The sequence below is a fragment of the Bradyrhizobium acaciae genome (assembly GCF_020889785.1).
GTDB classification, from domain to species: domain Bacteria; phylum Pseudomonadota; class Alphaproteobacteria; order Rhizobiales; family Xanthobacteraceae; genus Bradyrhizobium; species Bradyrhizobium acaciae.
Window position 1 is genome coordinate 14807 of sequence record NZ_JACMYK010000002.1, and the last position, 25652, is coordinate 40458.

Sequence of the window (25652 nt, forward strand, 5' to 3'; positions counted from 1 at the left end):
ATGCCGGGCGTTTGTTTGTGGGTGCGTGAGGTCGATGCTTCGTGAGGCTGAGAGCTTCGCCGTCAGAGACAGCGGGGAGCGCTAAAGCGCGATGAGATCGGGTTGAAGCGTCATCGCGCTTTGGCTCCTTGCGTAAGCATGACCTTTTCGGAAAACCGCTTCGCACTTTTCCGGATCATGCTTTAGTCGTCCTTGGCGACGACCGGTGCGGCGCGCGATGCGGTCCGCGGGCCGTCCTTGCGATTCAGCATGTCGCGGAGATAGGCGACGTTGGCCGCCGCCTCATCCGCCGGCAGGTCGGCCTTGACGATCGTTTCGGCCTCCGCGAAGCGGCCCTGCAGGCCGACGACGAGCGCTAGGTTCTGCCGGATCCGGGTGTCGGCGCGGGCGCTGGCATAGGCCTGGCGCAGCGTCTCTTCCGCCTTCGGCAATTCCTTGGTCAGCATGTAGGACAGGCCGAGATTGGACAGCACCGACGGCTCGTCCGGCGCCAGTCGCAACGCGCTGGCGTAATAGCGTCGCGCTTCGTCGTGCCGGTTCAACTTGTCGAGCGTGGTTCCCTGCACCGACAAGATCCGCCAGTCCGGGTTGTCCGGGCTGTGCGCGCGGCTCAGCACGTCGAATGCGGCCTGCGAGTTGCCATTGTCGGCCAGCGCGCGGCCATAGGCGGCGAGCAGCGCCTTGTTGCCGGGATTGGTAATCGTGGCCTGCTCCAGCATGGCGCAGGCCTGCGAGCGCTGTCCGGTCATGCGCAGGGCCTGGCCGTAGGCGATCGCGGCCTCGACATCCTTGGGATTCTTGCGATAGCGCTCGCCATAGACCTCGGCGGCGCGGCGCGGATCGTCGGGCGTGGGGTCCGGGCGGGATGCGATCGATCCCGTCACGTCGGACATGGTCTGGCAACCGCCGAGCCCTGCGGCAAGGACGGCCACAAGGGCTGCGGAAGCGAGATGCCGGGTCAAATTGGACTGTCGACGCATGGCACTGTGACTCACGATATCGAGCGAATGGCTTCAGCCGAGCGTGCCAGCAATAGACTGTTAACCCTAACGTCTGGTTAACTGGCGATGCCGGCAACCAGTTCGCCGGTTCCAATCCTGCACGTCGCGTCAACCGCGGGCGCGCTACCATCCACGGCGAAAGCCGTGTAGTAGCCACCGACGACGCCAGAACAGCCGAGAGCCGCATGCCATCCGTGTTCGAGACCGCACCGACGACCGCCGTCACACCGATCACCTTTGTCACCAGAGCGACATGGGATGCGATCCGCAGCGAACTGCCGGCACCGGCGCGCCAGTTCGCGGAGGCCAACGGCTTCGAGGCCAAGCCCGGCAAGACCCTCGCTTTGCCGGCGGCCCACGGCGGCATCGCGCAGGTGCTGTTCGGCCTCGAGGATGCAGACCACAAGGCGCGCGATCCGTTCCGGCCCGGCGCCCTGCCCGGCCTGTTGCCGCCGGGCGTCTATCGCTTTGCCAATGCCCCGCATGACACGAGGCTCGCTGCGCTCGCGTTCGCGCTGGGCTGCTATCGCTTCGGCCGCTATCGCAAGAACAAGGCCCCCGAGGTCCGTCTGGTGCCGCCCGACGGCGTCGACGCCGCCGAGATCACGCGAATCGCGGATGCGGCGGCGCTGGCGCGCGACCTCATCAACACACCCTCCAACGACATGGGCCCGGCCGAGCTCGCGGAAGTCGCGCGCGAGCTCGCAACGCGGTTCGGCGCCGCTTTCAATTGCATCGAGGGCGACGAGCTCGCGCAGAACTTCCCGCTGATCCACGCCGTCGGCATGGCATCGACACGCGCGCCGCGGCTGATCGATCTGAGCTGGGGCGATCCCGCCCATCCGAAGGTGACGCTGGTCGGCAAGGGCGTCTGCTTCGACACCGGCGGGCTCGACCTCAAGCCGTCAAGCGGCATGCTGATCATGAAGAAGGACATGGGTGGCGCCGCCAATGTGCTGGCGCTGGCGCAGATGGTGATGGACGCGAAGCTGAAGGTGCGGCTGCGCGCGCTGATCCCGGCGGTCGAGAACGCGGTGGCCGGCAATGCGTTCCGTCCGCTGGACATCTTCAAGTCGCGCAAGGGTATCACCGTCGAGATCGGCAACACCGACGCCGAGGGCCGGCTGGTGCTCGCCGACGCACTGGCGCTGGCCGACGAGGAGACGCCCGATCTGCTGGTCGATCTGGGCACGCTGACCGGCGCGGCGCGCGTGGCGTTGGGCCCGGATCTGCCGCCGTTCTACACCGATGACGAAGCGCTCGCTGGCGACGTTGCTGCGTCTGCAAGGAGCGAAAACGACCCGTTGTGGCGGATGCCGCTGTGGCCGGCCTACGATGCCTGGCTCGATTCCAAGACCGCCGACATCACCAACGCACCGTCGGGCGGTTTCGCGGGCTCGATCACCTGCGCGCTGTTCCTGCAACGCTTCGTCGAGCACGCGCGGAGCTGGCTGCATGTCGACATCTATGGCTGGACGCCGTCGGCAAAGCCCGGCCGCCCCGAAGGCGGCGAGTGCCAGGCGGCGCGCGCGATCTACAAATTGTTGAGCCAGCGCTATGCATGACGTCCGACTGACGCCGGCCCGCGCCGACCTTGCCGCGAAATATCTCGAGGGCAAGGTCAAGGCGGCGCGCTTCGTTGAAGGCGAGACCTTCGAGGTCGGTGAGTCCATTGCGCCGCTGCGGCGGGCACCGGCGGCCGATGCCGAACAGATGACGCAGGCGCTGAGGGGCGAACGCGTCACGGTCTATGACCGCAACGGTGAGGGCTGGGCCTGGGGCCAGCTCGCCGATGACGGCTATGTCGGCTGGATTGCCGAGGCCGCGCTGACGGCGCCCGGCGCGGCGCCGACGCACAAGGTGACGGCGCTGCGCACGCTGGCGTTCCCGGGACCGTCCATCAAGCTGCCGCCGGTCGAGGCGCTGGCGATGGGAACCAAGCTCGCAATCACCCGCGAGGACGGCCCCTTCGCGGTGACCCGCGAAGGCTGGCATCTGCCGCGCCAGCATCTCGCTTCGCTCGACACGATGGCGCAGGATTTCGTCGGGATCGCCGAGCAATTCGTCGGCACGCCCTATCTCTGGGGCGGCAAGTCGAGCCTCGGCATCGATTGCTCCGGCCTGGTGCAGATCGCACTGACGGCCGCCGGCACCGGCTGCCCGCGCGACAGCGACATGCAGCAGGACGGGCTCGGCCGCGAATTGACGGCAGCGGAATCGAAGCATCTCACGCGCGGCGACCTGATCTTCTGGAAGGCCCATGTCGCCATCGTGCGCGATGCGACGACGATCGTGCATGCCAACGCGCATCACATGGCAACGGCCGTGGAGAACACGCAGGCCGCGATCGCGAGGATCAAAGCCGCCGGCAGCGAAGTGCTGGCGATCAAGCGGCTTTGATTGGCGCGACGGCGTGTCCCCGTCATCCTGAGGAGCGCGAAGCGCGTCTCGAAGGATCGACGGCCCCACTTGGGCCACGCATCCTTCGAGGCTCGCTCCGCTCGCACCTCCAGCGACAAAGGCGAAGCCTTTGCACGGGGACGACGTGGAGTGAGAGCTCGCGCGATGACTATGTCGCCACGGTCCCGTCGCCGGCCGCTTCGATGCGGAACGCCGCCGCGAACAGCGCGCGGGTGTAGTCGCTCTTCGGGTTCTTGAACAGCTCGGAGGCCGGCCCTTCCTCCTCGATCTTGCCGGATTTCATCACGATCAGATGGCTCGCGAGCGAGGCCACCACGCGCAGGTCGTGGGAGATGAACATGTAGGTGAGATCGCGCTTGCGCTGCAGATCGCGCAGCAGGTCGACCATCTGGGCCTGCAGCAGCATGTCAAGCGCACTGGTCGGCTCGTCCAGCACCACGAAGTTCGGCTCCAGCACGACCGCGCGCGCGATCGAGATGCGCTGGCGTTGGCCGCCGGAGAATTCGTGCGGATAGCGGAAGCGCCAGTCGGGGTCGAGCCCGACATCCTTCAATGCCTTGATCACCCGCGCCTCGCGCTCCTCGCGCGACAGCTGCTTCTGGTGCACCTCGAGCCCCTCGGCGATGATGTCGGCGACCGACATGCGCGGGCTGAGCGAGCCGAACGGGTCCTGGAATACGATCTGCATGTCGCGGCGGAACGGCAGCATCTGCTTGAAGCGCAGGCCCTGGATGTCCTTGCCGAGGAACACGATCGGGCCATCGGACGAAATCAGCCGGAGCAGCGCGAGCCCGAGCGTGGTCTTGCCGGAGCCGGATTCGCCGACGACGCCGAGTGTCTCGCCCTTGCGCACCGCGAGGCTGACGCCATCGACCGCCTTGATGTGGCCGACGGTCGAGCGCATCAGCCCGCGCTTGATCGGAAACCAGACCTTGAGATTGTCCGCCGACATCACCACCGGCGCGCCCGGCTGCGGCGGCGCCGGATCGGGCTTCGGCTCGGCCGCAAGCAGCGCCTTTGTGTAGGCGTGCTTCGGCGCGGTGAAGACCTGTTCGACCGGGCCCTGCTCGACGATCTTGCCGTTGTTCATCACGCACACCGTGTCGGCGATACGGCGGACGATGCCGAGATCGTGGGTGATGAACAGCAGGCTCATGCCGAGCCGGGCGCGGATCTCAGCCAGCAGCGCCAGGATCTGCGCCTGCACGGTGACATCCAGCGCCGTGGTCGGCTCGTCCGCGATCAACAGATCGGGCTCGTTGGCGAGCGCCATTGCGATCATCACGCGCTGGCGCTGGCCGCCGGACAGTTGATGCGGATAGCTCTTGAGCCGCGTCTCCGGCTCGGGGATGCCGACCTGACCGAGCAACTCCAGCGTCCGCGCGCGCGCCGCCGCACCGCTGATCTCGCTGTGCAGCGACAGGATCTCGCCGATCTGGGATTCGATGGTATGGAGCGGATTGAGCGAGGTCATCGGCTCCTGGAAGATGATCGAGATGTCGTTGCCACGAATCCCGCGCATCTCGCTTTCCGACGATCCCAGGAGATCGCGACCCTTGAAACGGATCGCCCCGGAGGGATGCGACGCCGCCGGATAGGGCAGCAGCCTCAACACCGACAGCGCGCTGACCGATTTTCCCGAGCCAGACTCGCCGACCAGCGCCGTGCATTCGCCGCGCTTGATCGAGAAGGAAACGCGATCGACCGCAAGCGAGCGACCGAAGGCGACCGAGAGGTCGCTGACCTCGAGCAGGGGCTGGTTGGTCGCGTCCATCGGTCAGCCCTTCGAGAACGTCTTGCGCGGATCGAAGGCGTCGCGCGCGGCTTCGCCGATGAAGATCAGGAGCGACAGCATGATCGCGACCGAGAAGAAGCCAGTGAGGCCGAGCCACGGCGCCTGCACATTGGCCTTGCCCTGCGACAGCAATTCGCCGAGCGAGGGCGAACCGGGCGGCAGGCCGAAGCCGAGGAAATCCAGCGCCGTCAACGTCATCACCGAGGACGAGACGATGAAGGGCAGGAACGTCATGGTCGCGACCATCGCGTTCGGCAGCAGATGGCGGAACATGATCTTGCCGTTGGAGACGCCGAGCGCGCGTGCCGCCTGGATGTATTCGAAGTTGCGGCCGCGCAGGAATTCGGCGCGAACCAGGCCGACCAGCGAGACCCACGAGAACAGCAGCAAGATCCCGAGCAGGATGAAGAAGCCCGGCGGCAGCACCGCCGAGATGATCAGCAGCAGATAGAGCGAGGGGATCGCGGTCCAGATCTCGATGAATCGCTGGAAGCCGAGATCGATCCAGCCGCCGAAATAGCCCTGCACGCCGCCGGCGGCGATGCCGATGATCGAGGATAGGATGGTCAGCGTCAGGCCGAACAAGACCGAGATGCGGAAGCCGTAGATCAGCCGCGCCACGACGTCACGGCCCTGATCGTCGGTGCCGAGCCAATTGTACTCAAGGTCGCGGCAGCCGCTCAGCCCCTTCCGCTTCACCACATCCGCACACTGCTTTTCGGTCAGGAGCCAGGTCGGCTTCGAGGGCACCGCCGTCGGCGGGTCGAGGTTGCGGCTGTCGTAGGAGTAGCGGATCGGCGGCCAGATCATGCTGCCGCCCTTGGCGGCGATCTGCTTCTGCAGATAGGGATCGCGATAGTCGGCCGCAGTTTCGAAGTCGCCGCCGAAGGTCGTCTCAGCGTAGGTGAACACCACCGGCCAGTAGAGCTTGCCGTCATATTTGACGACCAGCGGCTTGTCGTTGGCGATGAAATTGGCGAACAGCGACGCTACGAACAAGGCGAGGAAGATCCAGAACGACCAGTAGCCGCGACGGTTCGCCTTGAAGTTCTGCCAGCGCCGCTTGTTCAGTGGCGACGGCGAAAAGCCGTGGCGCGTGGCGGGCACGGCCTCGCCGAGCGGCGATTGCGTCGAACTTTCGACCGGTTGGGGCGCGAGCAGCGTCATCAGACCTCCCGCGCCTCAAAGTCGATCCTGGGATCGATCCACATATAGGCGAGATCGGAGATCAGATTGACCACCAGTCCGACCAGCGAGAAGATGAACAGCGTTCCGAACACCACCGGATAGTCGCGGTTCAGGACGCTCTCGAAGCCGAGCAAGCCAAGCCCGTCGAGCGAGAAGATGGTCTCGATCAGCAGCGAGCCCGAGAAGAACGCGTGGATGAACGCGCCCGGGAAGCCCGCGATCACGATCAGCATGGCGTTGCGGAAGACGTGGCCGTACAGCACCTGGCGCTCGCTGCAGCCCTTGGCGCGCGCGGTCATCACATATTGCTTGCGGATCTCGTCGAGGAACGAGTTCTTGGTCAGCAGCGTCATGGTGGCGAAGGCGCCGAGCGCCATCGACACCAGCGGCAGCGTCAGATGCCAGAAATAGTCTGTTATCTTCCAGTACCAGGGGAATTGCGACCAGCCGTCCGAGGTCAGGCCGCGGAGCGGGAAGATGTTGAGGAACGAGCCGCCGGCGAACAGCACGATCAACAGGATCGCGAACAGGAAGCCCGGGATCGCGAAGCCGATGATGATCACGGCCGAGGTCCAGGTATCGAACCGCGACCCGTCCTTCACCGCCTTGCGGATGCCGAGCGGGATCGAGATCAGATAGGTCAGCAGCGTCATCCAGATGCCGAGCGACATCGAGACCGGCAGTTTTTCCTTGATCAGCTGCAGCACGCTGACGCTGCGGAAATAGCTGTTGCCGAAGTCGAACCGCGCGAAATTCCACACCATCAGCGCGAACCGCTCCGGCGCCGGCTTGTCGAAACCGAACTGCACCTCGAGCTTCTTGATGAAATCGGGGTCGAGCCCCTGCGCGCCGCGGTATTTCGAGTTGACGGCGCCGGCCGCCCCCGCGCCCTGGCCGCGCTGTGCGCCGAAATCGCCGCCGCCGCCCGACACGCGCGAGGTGCCGCCGGTATCGGCGCCGTTGATCTGCGCGATGACGCGCTCGACCGGCCCGCCGGGTGCAAACTGCACGACCACGAAGGACACGAACAGGATGCCGAGCAGCGTCGGCAGCATCAGGAAGATACGTCGGGCGATATAGGCGCTCATCGGCTACTTCGCCTGCTCGAGCTTTGCGGCCTTGGCCGCATCGAACCACCAGTTCTCCGGCGCGCCGACGCCCTGCGTATACTTCGCGAGCTTCGCGGTATGACCGAACTGATCCCAATACGCGATCGGATGCGTGTTGCGGTACCATTGCGGCACCCAGTAGCGGCCGGCGCGGAACACGCGGTCGAAGGCACGGCAGGCGACCGTCAGCTCATGACGGTTGTCAGCGGCAATGATCTTCTCGATCAGCGCATCGATCGCGGGATTGGCGACACCTGCAAGATTGTAGGAGCCCTTGGTCTTTGCCGCCTGCGAGGAGAAGAACGGCCGCATGCTGTCGCCCGGCGTTGCCGACGAGCTGAAGCGCTCCATCGTCATGTCGAAATCGAAGTCTTCCACCCGGGCGCGACGCTGCACGGCGTCGACGAGACGGAACGTCGCATCGATGCCCAATGTCCCGAGATTCTTGATGTAGGGCCCATGATGCGGCTGCAGCGACGGCTCGTCGTTGAGGAACTCGATCGTGAAGGGTTCGCCGTTCGGCAGCACCCGCTTGCCATCCTTGATGACGCAGCCGGCGTCGTTGAGCAGTTGCGCGGCCTTGCGCAGCAGCGTGCGGTCCTGTCCCGAACCGTCGGACATGGGCGGCATGTAGGGCAGGCCGAACACATCATCGGGCACCTGGCCGCGGAACGGTTCGAGCAGGGCAAGTTCCTCGGGGGACGGCGGCCCTTCCGCGACCATGTCCGAGTTCTGGAACGGCGACACCGTGCGCGCATAGGCGTCGTACATGATGGTCTTGTTGGTCCACTCGAAATCGAAGGCGTTGATCAGCGCCTCGCGGACCCGCGGGTCCTTGAACTTGTCGCGGCGGGTGTTGATGAACCATCCCTGCGCACCCGATGGGGTATCGTCAGGCAGCGTCTCGCGCTTGACGCGACCGTCCTTCACCGCGGGAAAATCGTAGCGGGTCGCCCAGACCCTGGCGGTGAACTCCTCGCGGAACAGATAACTCTTCGAGGTGAAGCCCTCGAACGCCACGTCGCGATCACGGTAGAATTCGTAGCGCACGGTGTCGAAATTATAGCTGCCGCGATTGACCGGAAGATCGGCGCCCCACCAGTCCTTGACACGGTCGTATTCGACGTAGCGGTTGACCTCGAACCGGCCGACCTTGTACGGCCCCGAGCCGAGCGGCGCATCGAGGGTCGATTCCTCGAACGACCGCGTCGCGTAATAGGCCCTGGAGAAGATCGGCAGGCTCGCGACAAACAGCGGCACGTCGCGCGCGCGATCGGGCGCAAAGGTCACGACCAGGGTCGCATCATCGGGCGCCTCGGCCTTGACGAAGTCGCGGAGCTGCACCTGAATCAGCGGGTGGCCTTTTTCTTTCAGCGTGGCGAGCGAGAAGGCGGCGTCCTGCGCGGTCAGCTTCGAGCCGTCATGGAAGCGCGCCTCGGGGCGCATGGTAAAGCGGTAGGTCAGCTTGTCCGGCGAGATCCGCACCGACTTCGCCGCGAAGCCGTACATCGCGTCGGGCTCGTCGTTGGCACGCGACATCAGCGTCGCGAAAGTCATGTCCATGCCCTGCGCGCCCTCGCCCTTCAGCACATAGGCGTTCAGCGAGTTGAACGTGTAGTAGGACTGGTTATTGGCGCGCACCCATGGGATGACCGAGAACGCCCCGCCCTTCGGGGCCTTCACATTGACATAGTCGAACTGCTGGAAATCCGCGGGATATTTCAGGTCGCCGAAGACCGACATGCCGTGCATCTCGGTTCCGTTGTCGGCCGCCGCCGGTGCGACACGCAAGCCGGCAGCACTCAACGCACCGATGCCGAGACCGAGTGCGTGCCGACGGGAGAATAGCGCCATGCGCGAATCCTTCGATCTTATGAACGCTTGAGCTTGGCCGCCTTGTCGGCGTCGTACCACCAAATCGCCGGGAACCCCGAAAGGCCGTATTTGGGCAATTCTGCCGGACGGCCGAAGCGATCCCAGCGCGCCGTACGGAGCTTCGGATAATTCCACTGCGGAACGACGTAATGGTTCCACAATAATACGCGGTCGAGCGCCTTCGTCGCCGCGACCAGATCTTCGCGATCCGTCGCAAAAATCACCCGCTCGATCAATTTGTCGATCACCGGGCTCTTGATGCCGGCAATATTGCGCGATCCGGCTGTATCCGCCGCCTTCGATCCCCAGTATTCACGCTGCTCGTTCCCGGGTGACAGGGATTCTCCCCAGGACCCGATGACGATGTCGAAATCCCAATTGCGAAGCCGATTCTCATATTGGATCGGATCAATCGTGCGCACGGAGATCGAAAATCCGAGCCGCTCGAGTGGCGGCTTGTAGGCCAGCATGATCCGTTCGAAATTCGGATCCTCACTCAGCAACTCGATCGAGAACGGCTCTCCGCTCTTGGAATCCACGAGCTTGCGATCTCGCACTTCATATCCGGCCTCCTTGAGCAGGCGCGCTGCTTCGCGGAGGTTTTCACGCACAGCCTCGGGATTGCCGCCCACCGGGTTCGTATAGGCAGTTGTGAATACTTCGGCCGGCACCTGGTCACGGATGGATTCAAGGATGGCAAGTTCCTTGCCTTGCGGCAGCCCGGTCGCCATCAACTCCTCGGCGCCATCAAAGTAGCTGGTGATGCGCTTGTATTGGCCGAAGAACAGCAGCTTGTTGACCTCCTCGAAGTCGAACGCGTAGTTCAGAGCGCGGCGAACACGCGGATCGCTGAATTTGGCCCGACGCTGATTCGGGACAAAGGCCTGCATGATGCCCGAACTGCGGTTCGGAAACTCTTCCAGCACCACGCGCTTGTCGGTGACGGCCGGAAAATTATAGGCAGTCGCCCATGCCTTCGCGCTGTTCTCCAGACGCCAATCGATCTGATCGCCCTTGAATGCCTCGATCGCAACCGTCGGATCCCTGAAGTACTCGTAGCGCAGTTCGTCGAAGTTGTTGCGCCCCACATTGATCGCGAGGTCGCGCGCCCAATAATCCTTGACGCGCTCCAGAGTGACAGTCCGCCCTGCAACGAACTCCTTGATGCGATAGGCTCCCGACCCAAGCGGCTTCTCGAGCGTCGTCGCGGACACGTCGCGCTTGCGGCCTTCGCTATCGGTGCCTTCCCACCAGTGCTTGGGCAGGATCGTCAGTTCACCCACGATCTGCGGAAGTTCTCGGTTGCCCGGCATGTCGAACACGAACTTCACCTCGCGATCGCCCACCTTCTCCGCCTGGACCACATGACTGTAATACGCGGAGAACATCGGATGATGCTTCTTGAACGCCTCGAGCGAGAAGATCACATCGTCCGGAGTAACGGGTGCACCGTCATGCCATTTGGCTTGTGGACGAAGACGGTAGATGACGTAGGAGAAATCGTCGGGATAGCTTGCGGACTCCGCCAGCGCCCCGTACTGGGTCGACACTTCGTCGAGCGACTGCGTCATCAAGGGCTCGTAGACCAGCGCGACCGCTCCCGCGATCGCGCCTTTCACGCCCGAAACCACGACGTTGAAATTATCGAAGGTGCCAATCGCAATCTGGCGGACGGCGCCGCCCTTGGGCGCATCCGGATTGACATAGTCAAACCGCTTGAAGTCGGCCGGGTATTTGACATTGCCGAAGAGCGACAAGGCGTGCCGCCATTTTGGTGCATTCGCAGCGTCATCCGCGAGCGCGGGTGTGACCGCACCAATGCCGGGGCCGAAACCGAGCGCCGGAGCGATTGCCGCCAGCGCGGTGCCCTGAAGGAGGTGTCGTCGGGTGATTGCCAAATTCGGTCTTCCTGCTTGCGGCCCCGGTTACATGGGACCCAATATAAGGCAACGGTTCGACAAATTACGTTGCTTTTTCCTCATGATATTGCCCCCGGAACCATATCGCTGCGGCGAAACGTCCCGATAACAACCCCGCGACAGCGGATTCCCCAAGGGACCCCCCAAGCGAAAACGGCCAGGCATTGCCTGGCCGTTTCATCCGCATGCTTGTGGGAAGCAAATCGTTACTTCGAAGCGGTCGGGATCGGAGCCGGATGCTCCGAGTTCGAATTCAGATAGGCGATGATGTCGGCGCGCTCGCTGTCCTTCGGCACACCGGCGAAGCCCATCGCAGTGCCGGGGATGAAGGCCTTCGGGTTGGTCAGGAACTTGTTGAGGTCGTCAAACGACCAGTCGCCGCCCTTGCCCTTCATCGCAGCCGAGAAATTGAAGCCACGGCCCTCGCCCTTCTTCTCGCCGACGACGCCGTAGAGGTTCGGACCGACGCGGTTGGGGCCGCCCTTTTCAAACGTATGGCAGGCTTGGCACTTCTTGGCGGCGGCCGCGCCCTTCTCGGCGGAAGCGGTCTGCAGCAGCTTCTCGATCGGCTCGGATGCGGCCGCAGCGGCCTCGCCGCCACCGCCATGGGCCTCTTCCTTCACCGCGATCTCAAAACCCGGCTTCTCCGGCAGCTTCGCGGAAAACACCGATCCGGCGGCAAAGCTCATCACCAGGACGACGATGCAGGTGCCGAGAACCGCACCGAGGATTTTGTTGAGTTCGAAGGAGTCCATTTTGGGTCAGGCTCCGGGCCTTGAATGTCGACTTCAGGCCGGGAATACGGCCGCGGGGAAAGACCTGGGAATCGGCCTTATCGCACCGCCCCAAGCAGGGTTGAGATATCGGTTTGCCCGCGCTCTGGCAACCCGTATAAACGCGCCGAATTCAACCTCCTCCCCGGCAATTTCCGCAGGCCGGACGGGCCCGATACGAATGACCAACCCCCGCACCTTGGTGCTGATTCCGGCCCGCATGGCCGCCACCCGACTGCCCGGCAAACCGCTGCTCGAGATCGCGGGCGCGCCGATGATCGTCCACGTGCTGCGGCGGGCCGAGGCCGCCGGGATCGGTCGGGTTGCCGTCGCCACCGACACGGCCGAGATCGCGAGCGCCGTGAAGGCTGCCGGCGGCGAGGTGGTGATGACCCGCGCCGATCATCCCTCCGGCTCGGACCGGATCCATGAGGCGATGACGATCCTCGATCCGGACGGCCGCGCCGAGATCGTGGTCAACCTGCAGGGCGATTTCCCGACCATCACGCCCGAGACCATCCGCAGCGTGATGCCGGCGCTCGACGATCCCGCGGTCGACATCTCGACCCTCGCCTCGCAGATTCATACCGAGGATGAGGATCGGGCCCCCAGCGTGGTCAAGGCCGTCGGCTCCCCGATCGGCGCCAACCGGTTGCGGGCGCTCTATTTCACCCGCGCCACCGCGCCCTACGGCGACGGACCGCGCTACCACCATATCGGCCTCTATGCCTACCGCCGCACCGCCCTGGAGCGGTTCGTGCGGCTGCCGCCCTCGCCGCTGGAGTTGCAGGAAAAGCTCGAGCAATTGCGCGCGCTGGAAGCCGGAATGCGGATCGACATCACCATCGTCGACACCGTCCCGCGCGGCGTCGATACCCCGGCCGATCTCGAAACCGCCCGCAGCATCCTTTCCAAAGCCTGAGCGGCTGGTAAAAGGCCACCCATGACCAAGAAGCTGAAAATCGCGTTCCAGGGCGAGCCTGGCGCCAATTCCCACATCGCGATCGTCGAGGCGTATCCCGACGCCGAGCCGATGCCCTGCCCGACCTTCGAGGACGCGCTGGCCGCGATTTCCTCCGGCGAGGCCGATCTCGGCATGATCCCGATCGAGAATTCCGTCGCCGGCCGCGTCGCCGACATCCATCATCTGCTGCCGGCTTCCGGCCTGTTCATCGTCGGCGAATGGTTCTTGCCGATCCGCCACCAATTGATGGCGATCAAGGGCGTCAAGCTCGCCGACATCAAGAGCGTGGAAAGCCATGTCCAGGCGCTCGGCCAGTGCCGGCGCACGATCCGCAAGCTCGGCATCAAGCCGATCGTCGCCGGCGATACCGCCGGCAGCGCCCGCGATGTCTCCGAACGCGGCGACAAGAGCGTGGCCGCGATCGCCTCGCGCCTCGCTGCCGATATCTATGGCCTCAACATTCTCGCCGAGGACATCGAGGACGAGGCTCACAACACCACCCGCTTCGTGGTGCTGGCGCGCGAGGCCAAATGGGCCGCGCAGGGCTCGGGGCCGCTGGTCACCAGCTTCGTCTTCCGCGTGCGCAACCTGCCCGCCGCGCTCTACAAGGCTCTGGGCGGCTTCGCCACCAACGGCGTCAACATGACCAAGCTCGAAAGCTACATGGTCGACGGCAATTTCTTCGCCACGCAATTCTACGCCGATGTCGACGGCCACCCCGACGACCGCGGGCTCGCCTTTGCACTGGAGGAATTGAAGTTCTTCTCGCGCGAATTCCGCATCCTCGGCGTCTATCCCGGCAACCCGTTCCGCGCGACCTTCAGCGAGACGCAGGACTAAGCTGCACGAACGCGGTCTTTCCACACGTCGTCCCGGCGAAAGCCGGGACCCATACGCCGCAGCGGTCGTTGTGGGCGGGACTCGTCGTTAAAGCGTCGCGCAATAACCATAGGTGGTTGGGTCCCGGCCTTCGCCGGGACGACAGTCGTTATGCGGCTGCCCTTTTCTGCAGCCCGAACGCCTCGGCAAGCAGACTGTAGGATTTCTTCCGCGCCCCGTGATCGTAAACCGCGGTGATCACCATCAGCTCATCCGCTTGGCTCGCCATGATCAACGGCTCGAGCTTGGTCATCACGGTGGCGGTACTGCCGACGAAAAGTCGCGCGCGGTTGCGGGCGATCGAGGCGCGCTCGGCATCAGTGTAGGGATAGGCCTCCGCCTCCTCGACGCTCGGCAGCGGCAGATACTGGCCGCGGTCGCGGCGCAGCCGGTTCAGATCCATCGACATCGCCAGCCGCTCGGCTTCTGCATCGGTCTCCGCCGTCACCACGGCGACCGCCAGGATCGATTGCGGCGTCGCGCGCCAGCCCGACGGCTTGAAATGCACGCGATAATTGGTCATCGCCGCGATCGCGTCGTGAGTGGCGAAATGATGCGCGAACGCAAAGCCCATCCCGACCTGGGCTGCGAGCTCGGCGGAATAGTCGCTCGAGCCGAGCAGCCAGATCGGCGGCAGCGGCGAATCGTCCGGCATCGCCACCACATTGTTGTAGGGATGGCCGGCCGGGAAATCGCGCGTCTCCCACAGGGTCAGTTCATGCAGCCGTTCGAGGAAGTCGTCGCCCTCGCGGCGATCGAGCCGGCTGCGCAGCGCATAGGCGGTGGCGCCGTCGGTGCCGGGCGCGCGGCCGAGGCCGAGATCGATGCGGCCGGGAAACAGCGCCTCCAGCATCTTGAAGCGCTCGGCAACGACAAGCGGCGCATGGTTGGGCAGCATCACGCCGCCGGAGCCAACGCGGATATGCTGCGTCACCGCCGCGATCTGCCCGATCATCAGATCGGGCGCCGGGCTCGCGACGGAGGCGAGGTTGTGGTGCTCGGCGAGCCAGTAGCGGACATAGCCGAGGCCATCAACATGGCGCGCCAGATCGATGCTGTTGCGCAGCGCAGCGGCGGGCTTTGTGCCGGTGGTGACGACGGAGAGGTCGAGGACGGAGAGCGGGATCATGGCCGACAACCTAGTGTGGCGTCATGAGGCGACAAAGTCCCCGACCACGCAGACCAGTCCCGCAACGGAAGGCCGATGTCGGCGCCGCCGGACTTTTGGGACAAAAGAAGACGATTCCTTGAAATAACCTTTTGCCCACACTTCATTTCAACATCTCATCCATTGCCGATTTGATATTTATTGCATATATTTCAATATATTATGAACTTAAGCACGAAGCGAGCCACCGCCCATCGCGCGTGCCCCGCAGTCTATTTTTTCCACTTCTTTGCTGACAATGGGCAATTTCCCATATCCGATGGGCTGTTTTAGCCCACCCGTTTGGCCTATCTTAGGGCCTCCATATCCAGGCCGGACGTCTGCCCTCCAGTTGCGGAGCCCTTGCGTATCATGACCGAGATCATTTCCTCCGGGCCGAACGGCCAGCGCACGCCGAAGGCACCGAAAATCTCCTTCGAATTCTTCCCGCCGAAGACCGAGGAGATGGAGCGCAATCTCTGGGAGACCATCAATCGCCTGGCGCCGCTAACGCCGAACTTCGTCTCGGTCACCTACGGCGCCGGTGGCTCGACCCGCGAGCGCACCCATTCGACCATCAGCCGCATCCTGCGCGAGACCGATCTGCTGCCGGCCGCGCATCTGACCTGCGTCAGCGCCTCGCGCAGCGAGATCGACGACATCGTCGACCGCTACCATGAGGTCGGCGTCCGCCACATCGTAGCGCTGCGCGGCGATCCACCCGGCGGCATCGGCACGCCCTACTTCACCCATCCCGACGGCTACCAGAGCTCGGCCGAGCTCGTCGCCGGCATCAAGAAGCGCCACGCCGACATCGAGATCTCGGTGTCCGCCTATCCGGAGAAGCATCCGGAAGCAACCGACTTCGACGCCGATATCGACACGCTGAAGGCCAAGGTCGACGCCGGCGCAACCCGCGCGATCACCCAGGTGTTCTTCGACAACGACCTCTATCATCGTTACGTCGACAGGGTGAGGGCGCGCGGCATCGAAATTCCGATCGTGCCGGGCATCATGCCGATGCACAATTTCAAGCAGGCCCGCAATTTCGTCACCCGCGCCGGCACCAGCGTGCCGGACTGGCTCGCCGAGAAGTTCGAGGGCCTCGACAACGACGCCGAGACCCGCAAGCTGGTGGCGGCCACCGTCGCCGCCGGCCAGGTGCAGAAGCTGTTCAAGCACGGCGTCGACACCTTCCACTTCTACACCATGAACCGCGCGGACCTCGTGTTCGCGATCAGCCACCTGCTCGGCATCCGGCCGAACGGTGCCCAGAAAGCTGCCTGATCCATGACCATTCCTGTTTCTGCGAAGCGTACCGCTTTGCTCGCGGCTGCCCGCGAGCGCATCCTGGTGCTCGACGGCGCCATGGGCACGATGATCCAGGGCTTGCAGTTCGACGAGGCTGCCTTCCGTGGCGCGCGCTTTGCGGACTTCCACCGCGACATCAAGGGCAACAACGATCTCTTGATCCTGACCCAGGCCGAGGCGATCACGGACATCCACGCCGCCTATTTGCGTGCCGGTGCCGACATCGTCGCGACCAACACCTTCTCCTCGACCTCGATCGCGCAGGCCGACTACGACATGTCGGATCTCGCCTATGAGCTGAACCTGCAAGGCGCCCGGCTCGCCCGCGCCGCCGCCGAGCGGGTGTCGGCCGAAGACGGCAAGCAACGCTTTGTCGCCGGCGCGCTCGGCCCGACCAACCGCACCGCCTCGATCTCGCCCGACGTCTCCAATCCCGGCTATCGCGCGGTCACCTTCGACGATCTGCGCAAGGCCTATGGCGAACAGGCCAAGGGCCTGCTCGATGGCGGCGCCGACCTGCTGCTGGTCGAGACCATCTTCGACACGCTGAACGCCAAGGCGGCGCTGTACGCGATCGCCGAGATCATCGAGGAGCGCGGCATCGACGTGCCCGTGATGATTTCCGGCACCATCACCGACAAATCCGGCCGCCTGCTCTCCGGCCAGTTGCCGGAGGCATTCTGGCATTCGGTGCGCCACGCCAGGCCGATCACGATCGGCTTCAACTGCGCGCTCGGCGCCGAGGATCTGCGCGCGCACATCGCCGATATCGGCCGCGTCGCCGACACGCTCGTGTGTGCCTACCCGAACGCCGGCCTGCCCAACGAGTTCGGCCAGTATGACGAGACGCCGGACTACATGGCGCGGCTGATCGGCGAGTTCGCAGCCGCCGGCCTCGTCAACATCGTCGGCGGCTGCTGCGGCACCACGCCCGACCATATCGCCGCGATCGCCAGGGCCGTCGCCCCGCACAAGCCGCGCGTGGTGCCCGAGATCGAACCGCGGCTCAGGCTCTCCGGCCTCGAGCCGTTCACGCTGACCGACGCCATCCCGTTCGTAAACGTCGGCGAGCGCACCAACGTCACCGGTTCGGCACGCTTCCGCAAGCTGATCACCGCGGGCGACTACACCGCAGCGCTTCAGGTCGCACGCGACCAGGTCGAGAACGGCGCCCAGGTCATCGACGTCAACATGGACGAAGGCCTCCTTGATTCGGAAGCCGCGATGGTGACGTTCCTCAACCTCGTCGCCGCCGAGCCCGACATCGCGCGCGTGCCGGTCATGGTCGATTCCTCCAAGTTCCACGTCATCGAGGCCGGCCTGAAGTGCATTCAGGGCAAGCCGATCGTGAACTCGATCTCGATGAAGGAAGGCGAGGAGAAATTCCTGCACGAGGCGACGGTCGCCAAGCGCCACGGCGCCGCCGTGGTGGTGATGGCGTTCGACGAGACCGGCCAGGCCGACACGTTCGCGCGCAAGACCGAGATCTGCAAGCGCGCCTATGACATCCTGGTCAACCGGCTCGACTTCCCGCCCGAGGACATCATCTTCGATCCGAATATCTTCGCGATCGCGACCGGCCTCGAGGAGCACAACAATTACGGCGTCGACTTCATCGAGGCGACGCGCTGGATCCGTCAGAACCTGCCGGGTGCCCACATCTCCGGCGGCGTCTCCAATTTGTCGTTCTCGTTCCGCGGCAACGAGCCGGTGCGCGAGGCGATGCACTCGGTGTTCCTGTATCACGCGATCCATGCCGGCATGGACATGGGCATCGTCAATGCCGGACAGATGATCGTCTATGACGACATCGACCCCGAGCTGCGCCAGACCTGCGAGGACGTCATCCTCAACCGCGATCCCGGCGCGTCCGAGCGGCTGCTGGCGCTCGCCGAGAAATTCCGCGGCAAGGAGAAGCAGACCAAGGAGCAGGATCTCGCCTGGCGCGAATGGCCGGTCGAGAAGCGGCTGTCGCACGCTTTGGTGCACGGCATCACCGAGTTCATCGAGGCCGATACCGAAGCCGCCCGCCAGAACGCGACCCGCCCGCTCGACGTCATCGAGGGGCCGCTGATGGCCGGCATGAACGTGGTCGGCGACCTCTTCGGCGACGGCAAGATGTTCCTGCCGCAGGTCGTGAAGTCGGCGCGCGTGATGAAGCAGGCGGTCGCCTATCTGATGCCGTTCATGGAGGAAGAGAAGGCGCGCAACCTTGCCAACGGCATCACCGGCGGCCGCAACGCCGCGGGCAAGATCGTACTCGCGACCGTCAAGGGCGATGTCCACGACATCGGCAAGAACATCGTCGGCATCGTGCTCCAATGCAACAATTTCGAGGTCATCGACCTCGGCGTCATGGTGCCCGCCAACAAGATCATCGAGACCGCGAAGGCCGAGGGCGCCGACATCATCGGCCTGTCCGGCCTGATCACGCCCTCGCTCGACGAGATGAGTTTCCTCGCCGGCGAACTGGAACGGCAGGGCATGAACGTGCCGCTTCTGATCGGCGGCGCCACCACCAGCCGTGTGCACACCGCCGTGAAGATCGACCCGAACTACCCGGGCGGCCCGGTCGTGCATGTCAATGACGCGAGCCGCGCCGTCGGCGTCGCCTCCTCGCTGCTGTCGGCCGAGAAGAAGCAGGCCTATGCCGCCGAGGTGCGGGCCGAATACGCAAAAATCTCGACGGCGCATTTCCGCGCCCAGGCCGACAAGAAGCGGCTGAAGCTCAACGACGCCCGCGCCAACAAGGTCGCGATCGACTTTGCAGCCGTGCCGCCGAAGAAGCCGGCCTTCTTCGGGCTGAAGAGCTTTGATGCCTATGATCTCGCCGAGCTCGCGGATTACATCGACTGGACGCCGTTCTTCCAGACCTGGGAGCTGACCGGCCGCTTCCCGGCGATCCTCGACGATCCCAAGGTCGGCGAAGTCGCCCGCTCGCTCTATGCCGACGCGCGCAAGATGCTGGACACGATCATCGCCGAGAAGTGGTTCACCGCGCGCGCCACGATCGGCTTCTGGCCGGCGAACGCCGTCGGCGACGACGTCGAGGTCTATGCCGACGAGAGCCGACGCGAGAAGATTGCGACCTTCCACACGCTGCGCCAGCAGCTCGAGAAGCGCGAGGGCCGCTTCAACGCCGCGCTGTCTGACTTCGTCGCGCCGAGGGACACCGGCGTGCCCGACTATATCGGCGGCTTCGTCGTCACGGCGGGGATCGGCGAGGACGCAGTCGCCGACCGCTTCAAGAACGCCAATGACGACTACTCCTCGATTCTGTGCAAGGCGCTGGCCGATCGTCTGGCCGAGGCCTTTGCCGAGCGCATGCACCAGCGCGTGCGCAAGGAGTTCTGGGCCTATGCGCCCGGCGAGACGTTCTCGACGGACGAACTGATCCTCGAGAAGTATGACGGCATCCGCCCGGCGCCCGGCTATCCGGCGCAGCCCGACCACACCGAGAAGCGGACGTTGTTTAAGCTGCTCGATGCCGAGAACACCGCCGGCGTGAAGCTGACGGAGAGCTTTGCGATGTGGCCGGGCTCGTCGGTCTCGGGCCTGTATTTCTCGCATCCCGAAAGCTTCTATTTCGGCGTCGGCAAGATCGAGCGCGACCAGGTCGAGGATTATGCCGCGCGCAAGGCCATGACGGTCGCCGAGGTCGAGCGCTGGCTCGCGCCGGTGCTGAACTACATCCCCTCGCAGGACGGCGCCAAGGGCCAGGCGATCGCGCCCGCCGCGACGCCCGCCAACGACGCGGAGCTGGCTTCGCATCCGCAAGGCTGCACCTGCGCGGTGCATCTCGCGTGGCGGAAGAAAGCCGTGGGGGCGGGGTAACTCTTCCTTCTCCCCTTGTGGGAGAAGGTGTCGCGGACATCGTCCGCGACGGATGAGGGGTCTCTATCCGCGGACGCAGACCCTCACCCGTCCGCGGTGCTTTGCCATAGCCGATGCGAAGCATCGGCGTCTCGAAGCGGACGGCGGCCGAAGGCCGCCTATGTCCACCCTCTCCAACAAGGGGAGAGGGGAAGAATGCGGAGTGCACTCCATGCAGTTCTTCTCCTTCTGGCGATCGCTGGCGAGCTTTCGGGTGCGGATCGCGCTCAACCTCAAGGGCGTGCCGGCCGACATCGTGTTCGTCGATCTCGATGCGGACGCGCAACGCGCCGATGCCTATCGCAAGATCAATCCGCAGATGGCGCTGCCGGCGCTGGTGACCGACGACGGCACCGTGCTGTTCCAATCGCTCGCGATCATCGACTATCTCGACGAGACCTATCCGAGCCCGCCGCTGCTGCCGGCCGATCCGCTCGGCCGCGCCCGGGTGCGGGGGCTGGCGCTGATCGTCGCCTGCGAGGGCCATCCGCTGCTGACGCCGCGGGTGCGCCGTTATCTCGACCGCGAACTGGACTTGCGCGACAGCCAGCAGAGCGCCTGGCGGCGGCACTGGACAGTGGAGACGCTGGCGGCGCTCGAGGGCCACCTCGCCGGCCACAAGGCAACCGGTCAGTTCTGCCACGGCGATGCGCCGACCGTCGCCGACATCTGCCTGGTCGGCCATGTCACCGCGGCGATCAACCAGCAGATCAGTCTGTCGCCCTGGCCGACCGTGAAGCGCATCCACGACATCGCGATGGCGCTGCCGGCGTTTGCGAAAGCGCATCCGTCCGCGCAGCCCGATACGCCTGAGGCGATGCGGGCGAGAATAGGCGTGACGTAAGGATTCTCCCCATCGTCGTCCTGGCGAAAGCCAGGACCCATAACCACCGCGCTCGGTGATGAACAGGGTCGCGGCCCCAGCGTCGCGTCACAATTGAGATTCGGGGCAATGGGTCCTGGCTTTCGCCAGGACGACATTGGGGATGGTTTTCGATTCAAGATGGCAAGCACGCGGTGTCATCACCCGCGAAAGCGGGTGATCCAGTATTCCACACGTAGCAGTGCTTGAACCGAGACGCCGGCGTACTGGATCGCCCGGTCGAGCCCGACGATGACAGTTGAGGATAAAGACATAGCTTCGCAGCGTGCTGCTATCGCCCGGCTTCGCTCCCCATGCCCCGCCGTATCCGCTCCCGCACCGTCCGCGCGATCGCGGCCGGTGCTTCGTCGGGGATCGCAAAGCACGAACTGGCGTTGATCTCGCAGAGCACGTAGGTGTCGGCGCCGACTGCGTCGCGCGGGCCGTAGAGGAAGTCCGCATCCCAGATCACCGGCAGCGACGCTTCATCGACCGCCAGCGTCGCCATCAACCCTGGAATCCATTCGTCTTCCATCAGCCGACGCAGCGCTCGGAATTGTGCGGCATCAGGACCGTGCATGATGCGCGGGCCGGGTTGAGCCTGCGGTGAGTCTGGGCCTTCCGGCGGCGGCGGGATCAAGGCCTTGATCAGTTGGTGACCGAAGCCTGCGACCTTTGATCCGCTGACATAGCAACGGATCATGCCCTCGGGCAGGCGCGGCTGGAATGCTTGATCGATGATGCAGCCACCCCACCCGAAATACGGCTCGCAGCGTGCCATGAAGACCTCCAGTGGAATCTCTTCGGGTTGGCTGCCGCGCAGTGCGTGGAGCACGCGAATCGTTGTATCCGCATCCGACAAGGCCTCGACCTTCCAGACGCCCTGCCCGCCATTGCCCCGGTTCTGCTTGACGACGCGCGGCCCGCCTGAGCGAAGCCGCGACGGGAATTCGGCATGGAAGGCCTCCGCGCTGGCGTAGCGATGCGTGTCGGCACCCCAGCCCAGGTGACGGGTCCGGTAGAGCACGTCCTTGACGCCCATCTTGAGGATGACGCCCGGATGCGCGCTGACCCATGGACGTTTCATCGGCCCCTTAGCCGCGACCTCGCGCAGCAGCGGATCGAGCGCTGCGCGGGTCTTGCCCTGATGGATCGGATCGACCCAGACGAGGACGCCGTCCATTGTCAGCAACTGGTCGCGAACGGGTTCGGCGAAAGTCTCGTCATAGACGACGGGAATGGCCTCGATGCCGGAGGCTTCGAGCGCTTCGAAGACGCGAACGAAACGGCTGTTCTGCGGCGTCGCCTCGCGGCGCGACGCGGCATCGCCGCGCCACAGGATCGCAATCTTGGAACGATGAGATGTGTGCTGTTCGGTGTCCATGTAAAAGCTCCACGACGTTGAGTGTCGCGCAGAGCTTGGACCGAAGTCTCACCGGGAGTCTGCCTGGTCCCCGTGGGAGGGACTCTAGACCACCGCACGCAGCTTTCAAGATCGAAATGGGATGACGCGGATCGGAGGCCGATGCCGGATCAGGCCATGATCCCGTGCAATCCCGACCAGCCGGTGTAGAGGCCGACCAGCACGATCAGCGCAACCGACACATAGGGCGCGCGCTGGGCAAAGCGGCTGAAGCCACCCCAATGACGCTCGACGTGGCGAAGGCTGAGCGCAGCCGCAACACCGGCCGAGACCATCGTGATCGCAAGCCCGATGCCGAAACAGAGCACCAGCACGAAGCCGAGGCTGAACTGCTTGAGCTGGACACAGAGCAGCAGCACGGTGATGGCTGCCGGGCAGGGAATGAGGCCGCCGGTCAGGCCGAACAGAATGATCTGTCCCGTCGTGACGGTGCGTCCGGCAAAGCGCTTGCGGATATCGGCGGCGTGCGCGCGGGCATGTGCATCGTCCTCGTCGCCGAGATCCATATGCGCATGGTCATGCTCCTCGAACAGGACCTCTGCCGTGTCCGCCCGCACCGAGACGCGCGCCTTGAAGGCATGCGGCTCCGGAATTTCATCGATGCTCTCGAGATAGCCGTCCCGCTCGGTGAAGCGAAAATGCTGCTCGCTGCCGTCGGGGCGGATCGTCACGACCTCAACCTCGCCGGCCGCCGGCCGCGCCCCGGCCTCGCTGCGCAGCCGCCAGCGCGGCGGCACGCCATCCTCGTAGACTTCGAGCGACAGCGGCTGCCCGGCCAAGGTCAATTGGCGGGTCTCGTCGTGATGGTGATGATCATGATCGTGATCATGGTGATCATCGTGTTCGCCATTCTGCTCGCGCCAGGTGCGCCAGGCCATCCAGGCGGCGACCGCGATGATGATCGCCGCCGAGACCAGTTGCAGCCAGGCTTCACTGCGTTCGCCGGACCATTGCTGGCCGAAATGCAGCCCCGCCAGCGCGATGATCCAGACAATGGCCGTGTGCGAGATCGTGGCCGACAGGCCAAGCAGCACCGCCTGCAGCACCGTGCCGCGGATCGCGACGATGAAGGCCGCCATCATCGTCTTGGAGTGGCCGGGCTCGAGACCGTGCAGCGCGCCGAGCAGGATTGCACTGGGGATGAACAGCCAAGCATGCGCGCTGCTTTGCTGGAGCAGTTGAGACAGATCGGTCATGTGCTTCACTTCAAATAGGTACGAACGACGTCGATCAGATCAGCGGCGCCCTGCGCCTTCTCGGGATCCGCTTCCCGGGCAGGATCCACCACGTGATGGCGGATGTGATCCTCGAGCAGTTCCGCGGTGAGGCCGTTGATGGCGCCGCGAACCGAGGCCACCAGCATCAACACGGCGGCACAACCGATCTCGGACTCCAGTGCTCGCTCAACGGCCTCCAACTGGCCCTTGATGCGGCGAACCCGGCCGACGAGCTTGGACTTGTGCTTGATCGTGTGCGACATGATAATAATATAGGGGGGTACCCTATATGAGTCAATGCGCTCCGCGCCCGGCAGTGGCGCGGGGAAGCCGGCGAAGCTTATTACGCCGGTGGCATGGCTTACCGGGGGTTTGCCGCACGGACGGCATTGAACACGGTCAATTCAAGAGCAAGACCAGCGAGACCACGGAAGGGAGGCGTCACATGAAACTCCACATCCTGATGTTGGCCATTCCGGTTCTACTTTCGAGCGCACTGCCGGCCGTGTCCAAGAGCAGCATCGGGCATAATGACGGCCCCTGGAATGCCGATCACATCGACAATTTGCCGACCGAAGTCCGGCAATACATCGCGGGGGTTTGCAAAGGGCCAGCCAGCGCTCAACACGACTTCGCAACCTATTCGCCTCGCGAGAAGCGCTGGCGGATCAACCTGGAATATCTCCGGTGCGATGGCGTCGGCGCGTTCCGTCGGGGCAACCAATGCCTGGACGTGGACTTCGTTGAGGTCGGCTCGCGATTTCGCCCCGGCGCAAAGCAATTCAGGGATTGCGGCTTCTAGATCGCAGCAGTCGCGACAGTGTCTCGCGGCGAGCCTTGCGCTGCACCCGAGATATTGTTCCTAACCGCGCAGGTGAAATGTTCGTGACAGTGACCTGGACGTTTCGTCGATGACGGCGGCGCACTCAGGTTGACATCGATCAGCACAAGGTCTTAATTCGAAGCACGGGGATGTGCGATCTCCCCGCGAGGCGACATGCCCAAGAATCGCGTCCTGTTCACCAAGGACGCACCATGTCGTCATACACATCGATCTCATCAGAAAAATTGTCTCGTCTCATCGGCACCGCCAAGGCGCCGACCCTCGTCGACGTTCGTATCGATGAGGATTTCGCCGCTGACCCGCATTTGATCCCGGGCGCTGTCAGGCACTCCCATCGCGACGTCCAGGACTGGGCTCCCGGCCTCACCGGCCAATCCGTGGTGATCGTCTGCCAGAAGGGACAGAAGCTCAGCGAAGGCACCGCCGCCTGGCTCCGCTGCAACAACATTGCGGCCGAAGTCCTCGAGGGCGGCCACCTCGCCTGGAAGGAAGCGGAGCTTCCGACGATTCCCGCCGACAGGATTCCGAAACGTGACGGACGGGGTCGTACCGTCTGGGTGACGCGATCGCGGCCGAAGATCGATCGCATCGCCTGTCCATGGCTGATCCGTCGCTTTGTCGATCCCGCGGCTGTGTTCCTGTTCGTCGCGTCCGCGGAGGTCGAGGCCGTCGCCGAACGGTTCGACGCCACGCCGTTCGATATCGAGAACGTGTTCTGGAGCCATCGCGGCGAGCTGTGCACCTTCGATGTGATGGTCAAGGAATTCGGCCTCTCGACGCCGGCGCTGGAGCGGCTTGCGACGATGGTGCGGGCGGCGGACACAGCGCGGCTCGATCTCTCGCCGGAGGCGCCCGGGTTGCTCGCCGCCTCGCTCGGCCTGTCGCGGATGTTCGACGACGACCTCGAACAGTTGAGCGCCGGGATGCTGCTCTACGACGCCTTCTATCGCTGGTGCCGCGACGCGACACGGGAGACGCACAACTGGCCGACCAGCAAGGTGAAGCCGTGACGGCGATGACCGTCCGGTTCGGCGCGGGGATGCCTGGCATC

General features: G+C 64.6%; 20 protein-coding genes. 9 read left to right on the plus strand and 11 right to left on the minus strand.

The window, feature by feature from the left end; genetic code table 11:
* Window positions 1–182: 182 nt before the first annotated feature.
* Window positions 183–980 carry a tetratricopeptide repeat protein gene (locus H8A92_RS01255; protein WP_229194069.1) on the minus strand — a complete coding sequence of 266 codons (798 nt, stop codon included), beginning with the start codon at window positions 978–980 and terminating at the stop codon, window positions 183–185.
* Between the two features lie 206 nt (window positions 981–1186).
* On the opposite strand from H8A92_RS01255, the gene H8A92_RS01260 reads away from it, so the two are divergent.
* The gene (locus H8A92_RS01260) at window positions 1187–2566 is read left to right on the plus strand and encodes a leucyl aminopeptidase family protein (protein ID WP_229194070.1); all 1380 of its coding nucleotides are present in this window, start codon (window positions 1187–1189) and stop codon (window positions 2564–2566) included.
* A complete protein-coding gene (locus H8A92_RS01265) occupies window positions 2559–3401 on the plus strand; it encodes a C40 family peptidase (protein WP_229194071.1) in 843 nt (280 codons plus the stop codon). The genes H8A92_RS01260 and H8A92_RS01265 overlap by 8 nt, the downstream gene beginning before the upstream one ends.
* A 169-nt stretch (window positions 3402–3570) precedes the next feature.
* Here the strand turns inward: H8A92_RS01265 and H8A92_RS01270 are convergent, their stop codons facing one another.
* From H8A92_RS01270 to H8A92_RS01295, 6 genes are all read right to left on the minus strand, one after another.
* Window positions 3571–5196, minus strand: coding sequence for an ABC transporter ATP-binding protein (locus H8A92_RS01270; protein ID WP_229194072.1), 1626 nt, complete (start codon window positions 5194–5196; stop codon window positions 3571–3573).
* A 3-nt stretch (window positions 5197–5199) separates the two neighbouring features.
* Window positions 5200–6384 carry an ABC transporter permease gene (locus H8A92_RS01275; protein WP_229194073.1) on the minus strand — a complete coding sequence of 395 codons (1185 nt, stop codon included), beginning with the start codon at window positions 6382–6384 and terminating at the stop codon, window positions 5200–5202.
* Window positions 6384–7493: a microcin C ABC transporter permease YejB gene (locus H8A92_RS01280; RefSeq protein WP_229194074.1), complete on the minus strand. Its 1110-nt coding sequence runs from the start codon at window positions 7491–7493 to the stop codon at window positions 6384–6386. Before H8A92_RS01280 ends, H8A92_RS01275 begins: the two co-directional genes overlap by 1 nt.
* Before the next feature lie 3 nt (window positions 7494–7496).
* Window positions 7497–9368, minus strand: a complete 1872-nt coding sequence (locus tag H8A92_RS01285; protein WP_229194075.1) for an extracellular solute-binding protein — start codon at window positions 9366–9368, stop codon at window positions 7497–7499.
* Window positions 9369–9385: 17 nt separating this feature from the next.
* Window positions 9386–11287: an extracellular solute-binding protein gene (locus H8A92_RS01290; RefSeq protein WP_229194076.1), complete on the minus strand. Its 1902-nt coding sequence runs from the start codon at window positions 11285–11287 to the stop codon at window positions 9386–9388.
* A gap of 227 nt (window positions 11288–11514) precedes the next feature.
* A complete protein-coding gene (locus H8A92_RS01295) occupies window positions 11515–12063 on the minus strand; it encodes a c-type cytochrome (RefSeq protein WP_229194077.1) in 549 nt (182 codons plus the stop codon).
* A 199-nt stretch (window positions 12064–12262) separates the two neighbouring features.
* On the opposite strand from H8A92_RS01295, the gene H8A92_RS01300 reads away from it, so the two are divergent.
* Together H8A92_RS01300 and H8A92_RS01305 are read left to right on the plus strand one after the other, a co-directional pair.
* On the plus strand, window positions 12263–13003 hold the full coding sequence (locus H8A92_RS01300) for a 3-deoxy-manno-octulosonate cytidylyltransferase (protein WP_229194078.1): 741 nt from the start codon (window positions 12263–12265) through the stop codon (window positions 13001–13003).
* 21 nt (window positions 13004–13024) lie between these two features.
* Window positions 13025–13885, plus strand: a complete 861-nt coding sequence (locus H8A92_RS01305; protein ID WP_163153691.1) for a prephenate dehydratase — start codon at window positions 13025–13027, stop codon at window positions 13883–13885.
* 148 nt (window positions 13886–14033) lie between these two features.
* Here H8A92_RS01305 and H8A92_RS01310 read toward each other — a convergent pair whose 3' ends face one another.
* Window positions 14034–15053, minus strand: coding sequence for an LLM class flavin-dependent oxidoreductase (locus tag H8A92_RS01310; protein ID WP_229194079.1), 1020 nt, complete (start codon window positions 15051–15053; stop codon window positions 14034–14036).
* Between the two features lie 390 nt (window positions 15054–15443).
* Between H8A92_RS01310 and metF the strand changes: the two genes are divergently transcribed.
* The 3 genes from metF to maiA all read left to right on the plus strand — a co-directional run bounded on the left by metF (window position 15444) and on the right by maiA (window position 21099).
* Window positions 15444–16358 carry a methylenetetrahydrofolate reductase [NAD(P)H] gene (metF, locus tag H8A92_RS01315; protein ID WP_229194080.1) on the plus strand — a complete coding sequence of 305 codons (915 nt, stop codon included), beginning with the start codon at window positions 15444–15446 and terminating at the stop codon, window positions 16356–16358.
* Between the two features lie 3 nt (window positions 16359–16361).
* Window positions 16362–20216, plus strand: a complete 3855-nt coding sequence (gene metH / locus H8A92_RS01320; protein WP_229194081.1) for a methionine synthase — start codon at window positions 16362–16364, stop codon at window positions 20214–20216.
* A gap of 211 nt (window positions 20217–20427) precedes the next feature.
* Complete coding sequence (gene maiA / locus H8A92_RS01325) at window positions 20428–21099, plus strand: maleylacetoacetate isomerase (protein WP_229194082.1); 672 nt, start codon at window positions 20428–20430, stop codon at window positions 21097–21099.
* Between the two features lie 310 nt (window positions 21100–21409).
* On the opposite strand, the gene H8A92_RS01330 is transcribed toward maiA, so the two are convergent.
* From H8A92_RS01330 to H8A92_RS01340, 3 genes are all read right to left on the minus strand, one after another.
* Window positions 21410–22501 carry a Cj0069 family protein gene (locus H8A92_RS01330; protein ID WP_229194083.1) on the minus strand — a complete coding sequence of 364 codons (1092 nt, stop codon included), beginning with the start codon at window positions 22499–22501 and terminating at the stop codon, window positions 21410–21412.
* A 149-nt stretch (window positions 22502–22650) separates the two neighbouring features.
* Complete coding sequence (locus tag H8A92_RS01335; RefSeq protein WP_229194084.1) at window positions 22651–23736, minus strand: nickel/cobalt efflux transporter; 1086 nt, start codon at window positions 23734–23736, stop codon at window positions 22651–22653.
* 5 nt (window positions 23737–23741) lie between these two features.
* The gene (locus H8A92_RS01340) at window positions 23742–24020 is read right to left on the minus strand and encodes a metal/formaldehyde-sensitive transcriptional repressor (RefSeq protein WP_229194085.1); all 279 of its coding nucleotides are present in this window, start codon (window positions 24018–24020) and stop codon (window positions 23742–23744) included.
* Between the two features lie 182 nt (window positions 24021–24202).
* On the opposite strand from H8A92_RS01340, the gene H8A92_RS01345 reads away from it, so the two are divergent.
* Entirely contained in the window at window positions 24203–24559 is a 357-nt protein-coding gene (locus tag H8A92_RS01345) for a hypothetical protein (RefSeq protein WP_229194086.1), read from the plus strand.
* A gap of 233 nt (window positions 24560–24792) precedes the next feature.
* Entirely contained in the window at window positions 24793–25611 is an 819-nt protein-coding gene (locus H8A92_RS01350; RefSeq protein ID WP_229194087.1) for a chromate resistance protein ChrB domain-containing protein, read from the plus strand.
* The last annotated feature ends 41 nt before the right edge of the window (window positions 25612–25652 follow it).

Excerpts from the sequence above, each read along its gene's own strand:
- H8A92_RS01255 (WP_229194069.1), bottom strand. The coding sequence starts at position 980 with ATGCGTCGACAGTCCAATTTGACCCGGCATCTCGCTTCCGCAGCCCTT.
- H8A92_RS01260 (WP_229194070.1), top strand. The coding sequence starts at position 1,187 with ATGCCATCCGTGTTCGAGACCGCACCGACGACCGCCGTCACACCGATC.
- H8A92_RS01265 (WP_229194071.1), top strand. The coding sequence starts at position 2,559 with ATGCATGACGTCCGACTGACGCCGGCCCGCGCCGACCTTGCCGCGAAA.
- H8A92_RS01270 (WP_229194072.1), bottom strand. The coding sequence starts at position 5,196 with ATGGACGCGACCAACCAGCCCCTGCTCGAGGTCAGCGACCTCTCGGTC.
- H8A92_RS01275 (WP_229194073.1), bottom strand. The coding sequence starts at position 6,384 with ATGACGCTGCTCGCGCCCCAACCGGTCGAAAGTTCGACGCAATCGCCG.
- H8A92_RS01280 (WP_229194074.1), bottom strand. The coding sequence starts at position 7,493 with ATGAGCGCCTATATCGCCCGACGTATCTTCCTGATGCTGCCGACGCTG.
- H8A92_RS01285 (WP_229194075.1), bottom strand. The coding sequence starts at position 9,368 with ATGGCGCTATTCTCCCGTCGGCACGCACTCGGTCTCGGCATCGGTGCG.
- H8A92_RS01295 (WP_229194077.1), bottom strand. The coding sequence starts at position 12,063 with ATGGACTCCTTCGAACTCAACAAAATCCTCGGTGCGGTTCTCGGCACC.
- H8A92_RS01300 (WP_229194078.1), top strand. The coding sequence starts at position 12,263 with ATGACCAACCCCCGCACCTTGGTGCTGATTCCGGCCCGCATGGCCGCC.
- H8A92_RS01305 (WP_163153691.1), top strand. The coding sequence starts at position 13,025 with ATGACCAAGAAGCTGAAAATCGCGTTCCAGGGCGAGCCTGGCGCCAAT.
- H8A92_RS01310 (WP_229194079.1), bottom strand. The coding sequence starts at position 15,053 with ATGATCCCGCTCTCCGTCCTCGACCTCTCCGTCGTCACCACCGGCACA.
- metF (WP_229194080.1), top strand. The coding sequence starts at position 15,444 with ATGACCGAGATCATTTCCTCCGGGCCGAACGGCCAGCGCACGCCGAAG.
- metH (WP_229194081.1), top strand. The coding sequence starts at position 16,362 with ATGACCATTCCTGTTTCTGCGAAGCGTACCGCTTTGCTCGCGGCTGCC.
- maiA (WP_229194082.1), top strand. The coding sequence starts at position 20,428 with ATGCAGTTCTTCTCCTTCTGGCGATCGCTGGCGAGCTTTCGGGTGCGG.
- H8A92_RS01330 (WP_229194083.1), bottom strand. The coding sequence starts at position 22,501 with ATGGACACCGAACAGCACACATCTCATCGTTCCAAGATTGCGATCCTG.
- H8A92_RS01335 (WP_229194084.1), bottom strand. The coding sequence starts at position 23,736 with ATGACCGATCTGTCTCAACTGCTCCAGCAAAGCAGCGCGCATGCTTGG.
- H8A92_RS01340 (WP_229194085.1), bottom strand. The coding sequence starts at position 24,020 with ATGTCGCACACGATCAAGCACAAGTCCAAGCTCGTCGGCCGGGTTCGC.
- H8A92_RS01345 (WP_229194086.1), top strand. The coding sequence starts at position 24,203 with ATGAAACTCCACATCCTGATGTTGGCCATTCCGGTTCTACTTTCGAGC.
- H8A92_RS01350 (WP_229194087.1), top strand. The coding sequence starts at position 24,793 with ATGTCGTCATACACATCGATCTCATCAGAAAAATTGTCTCGTCTCATC.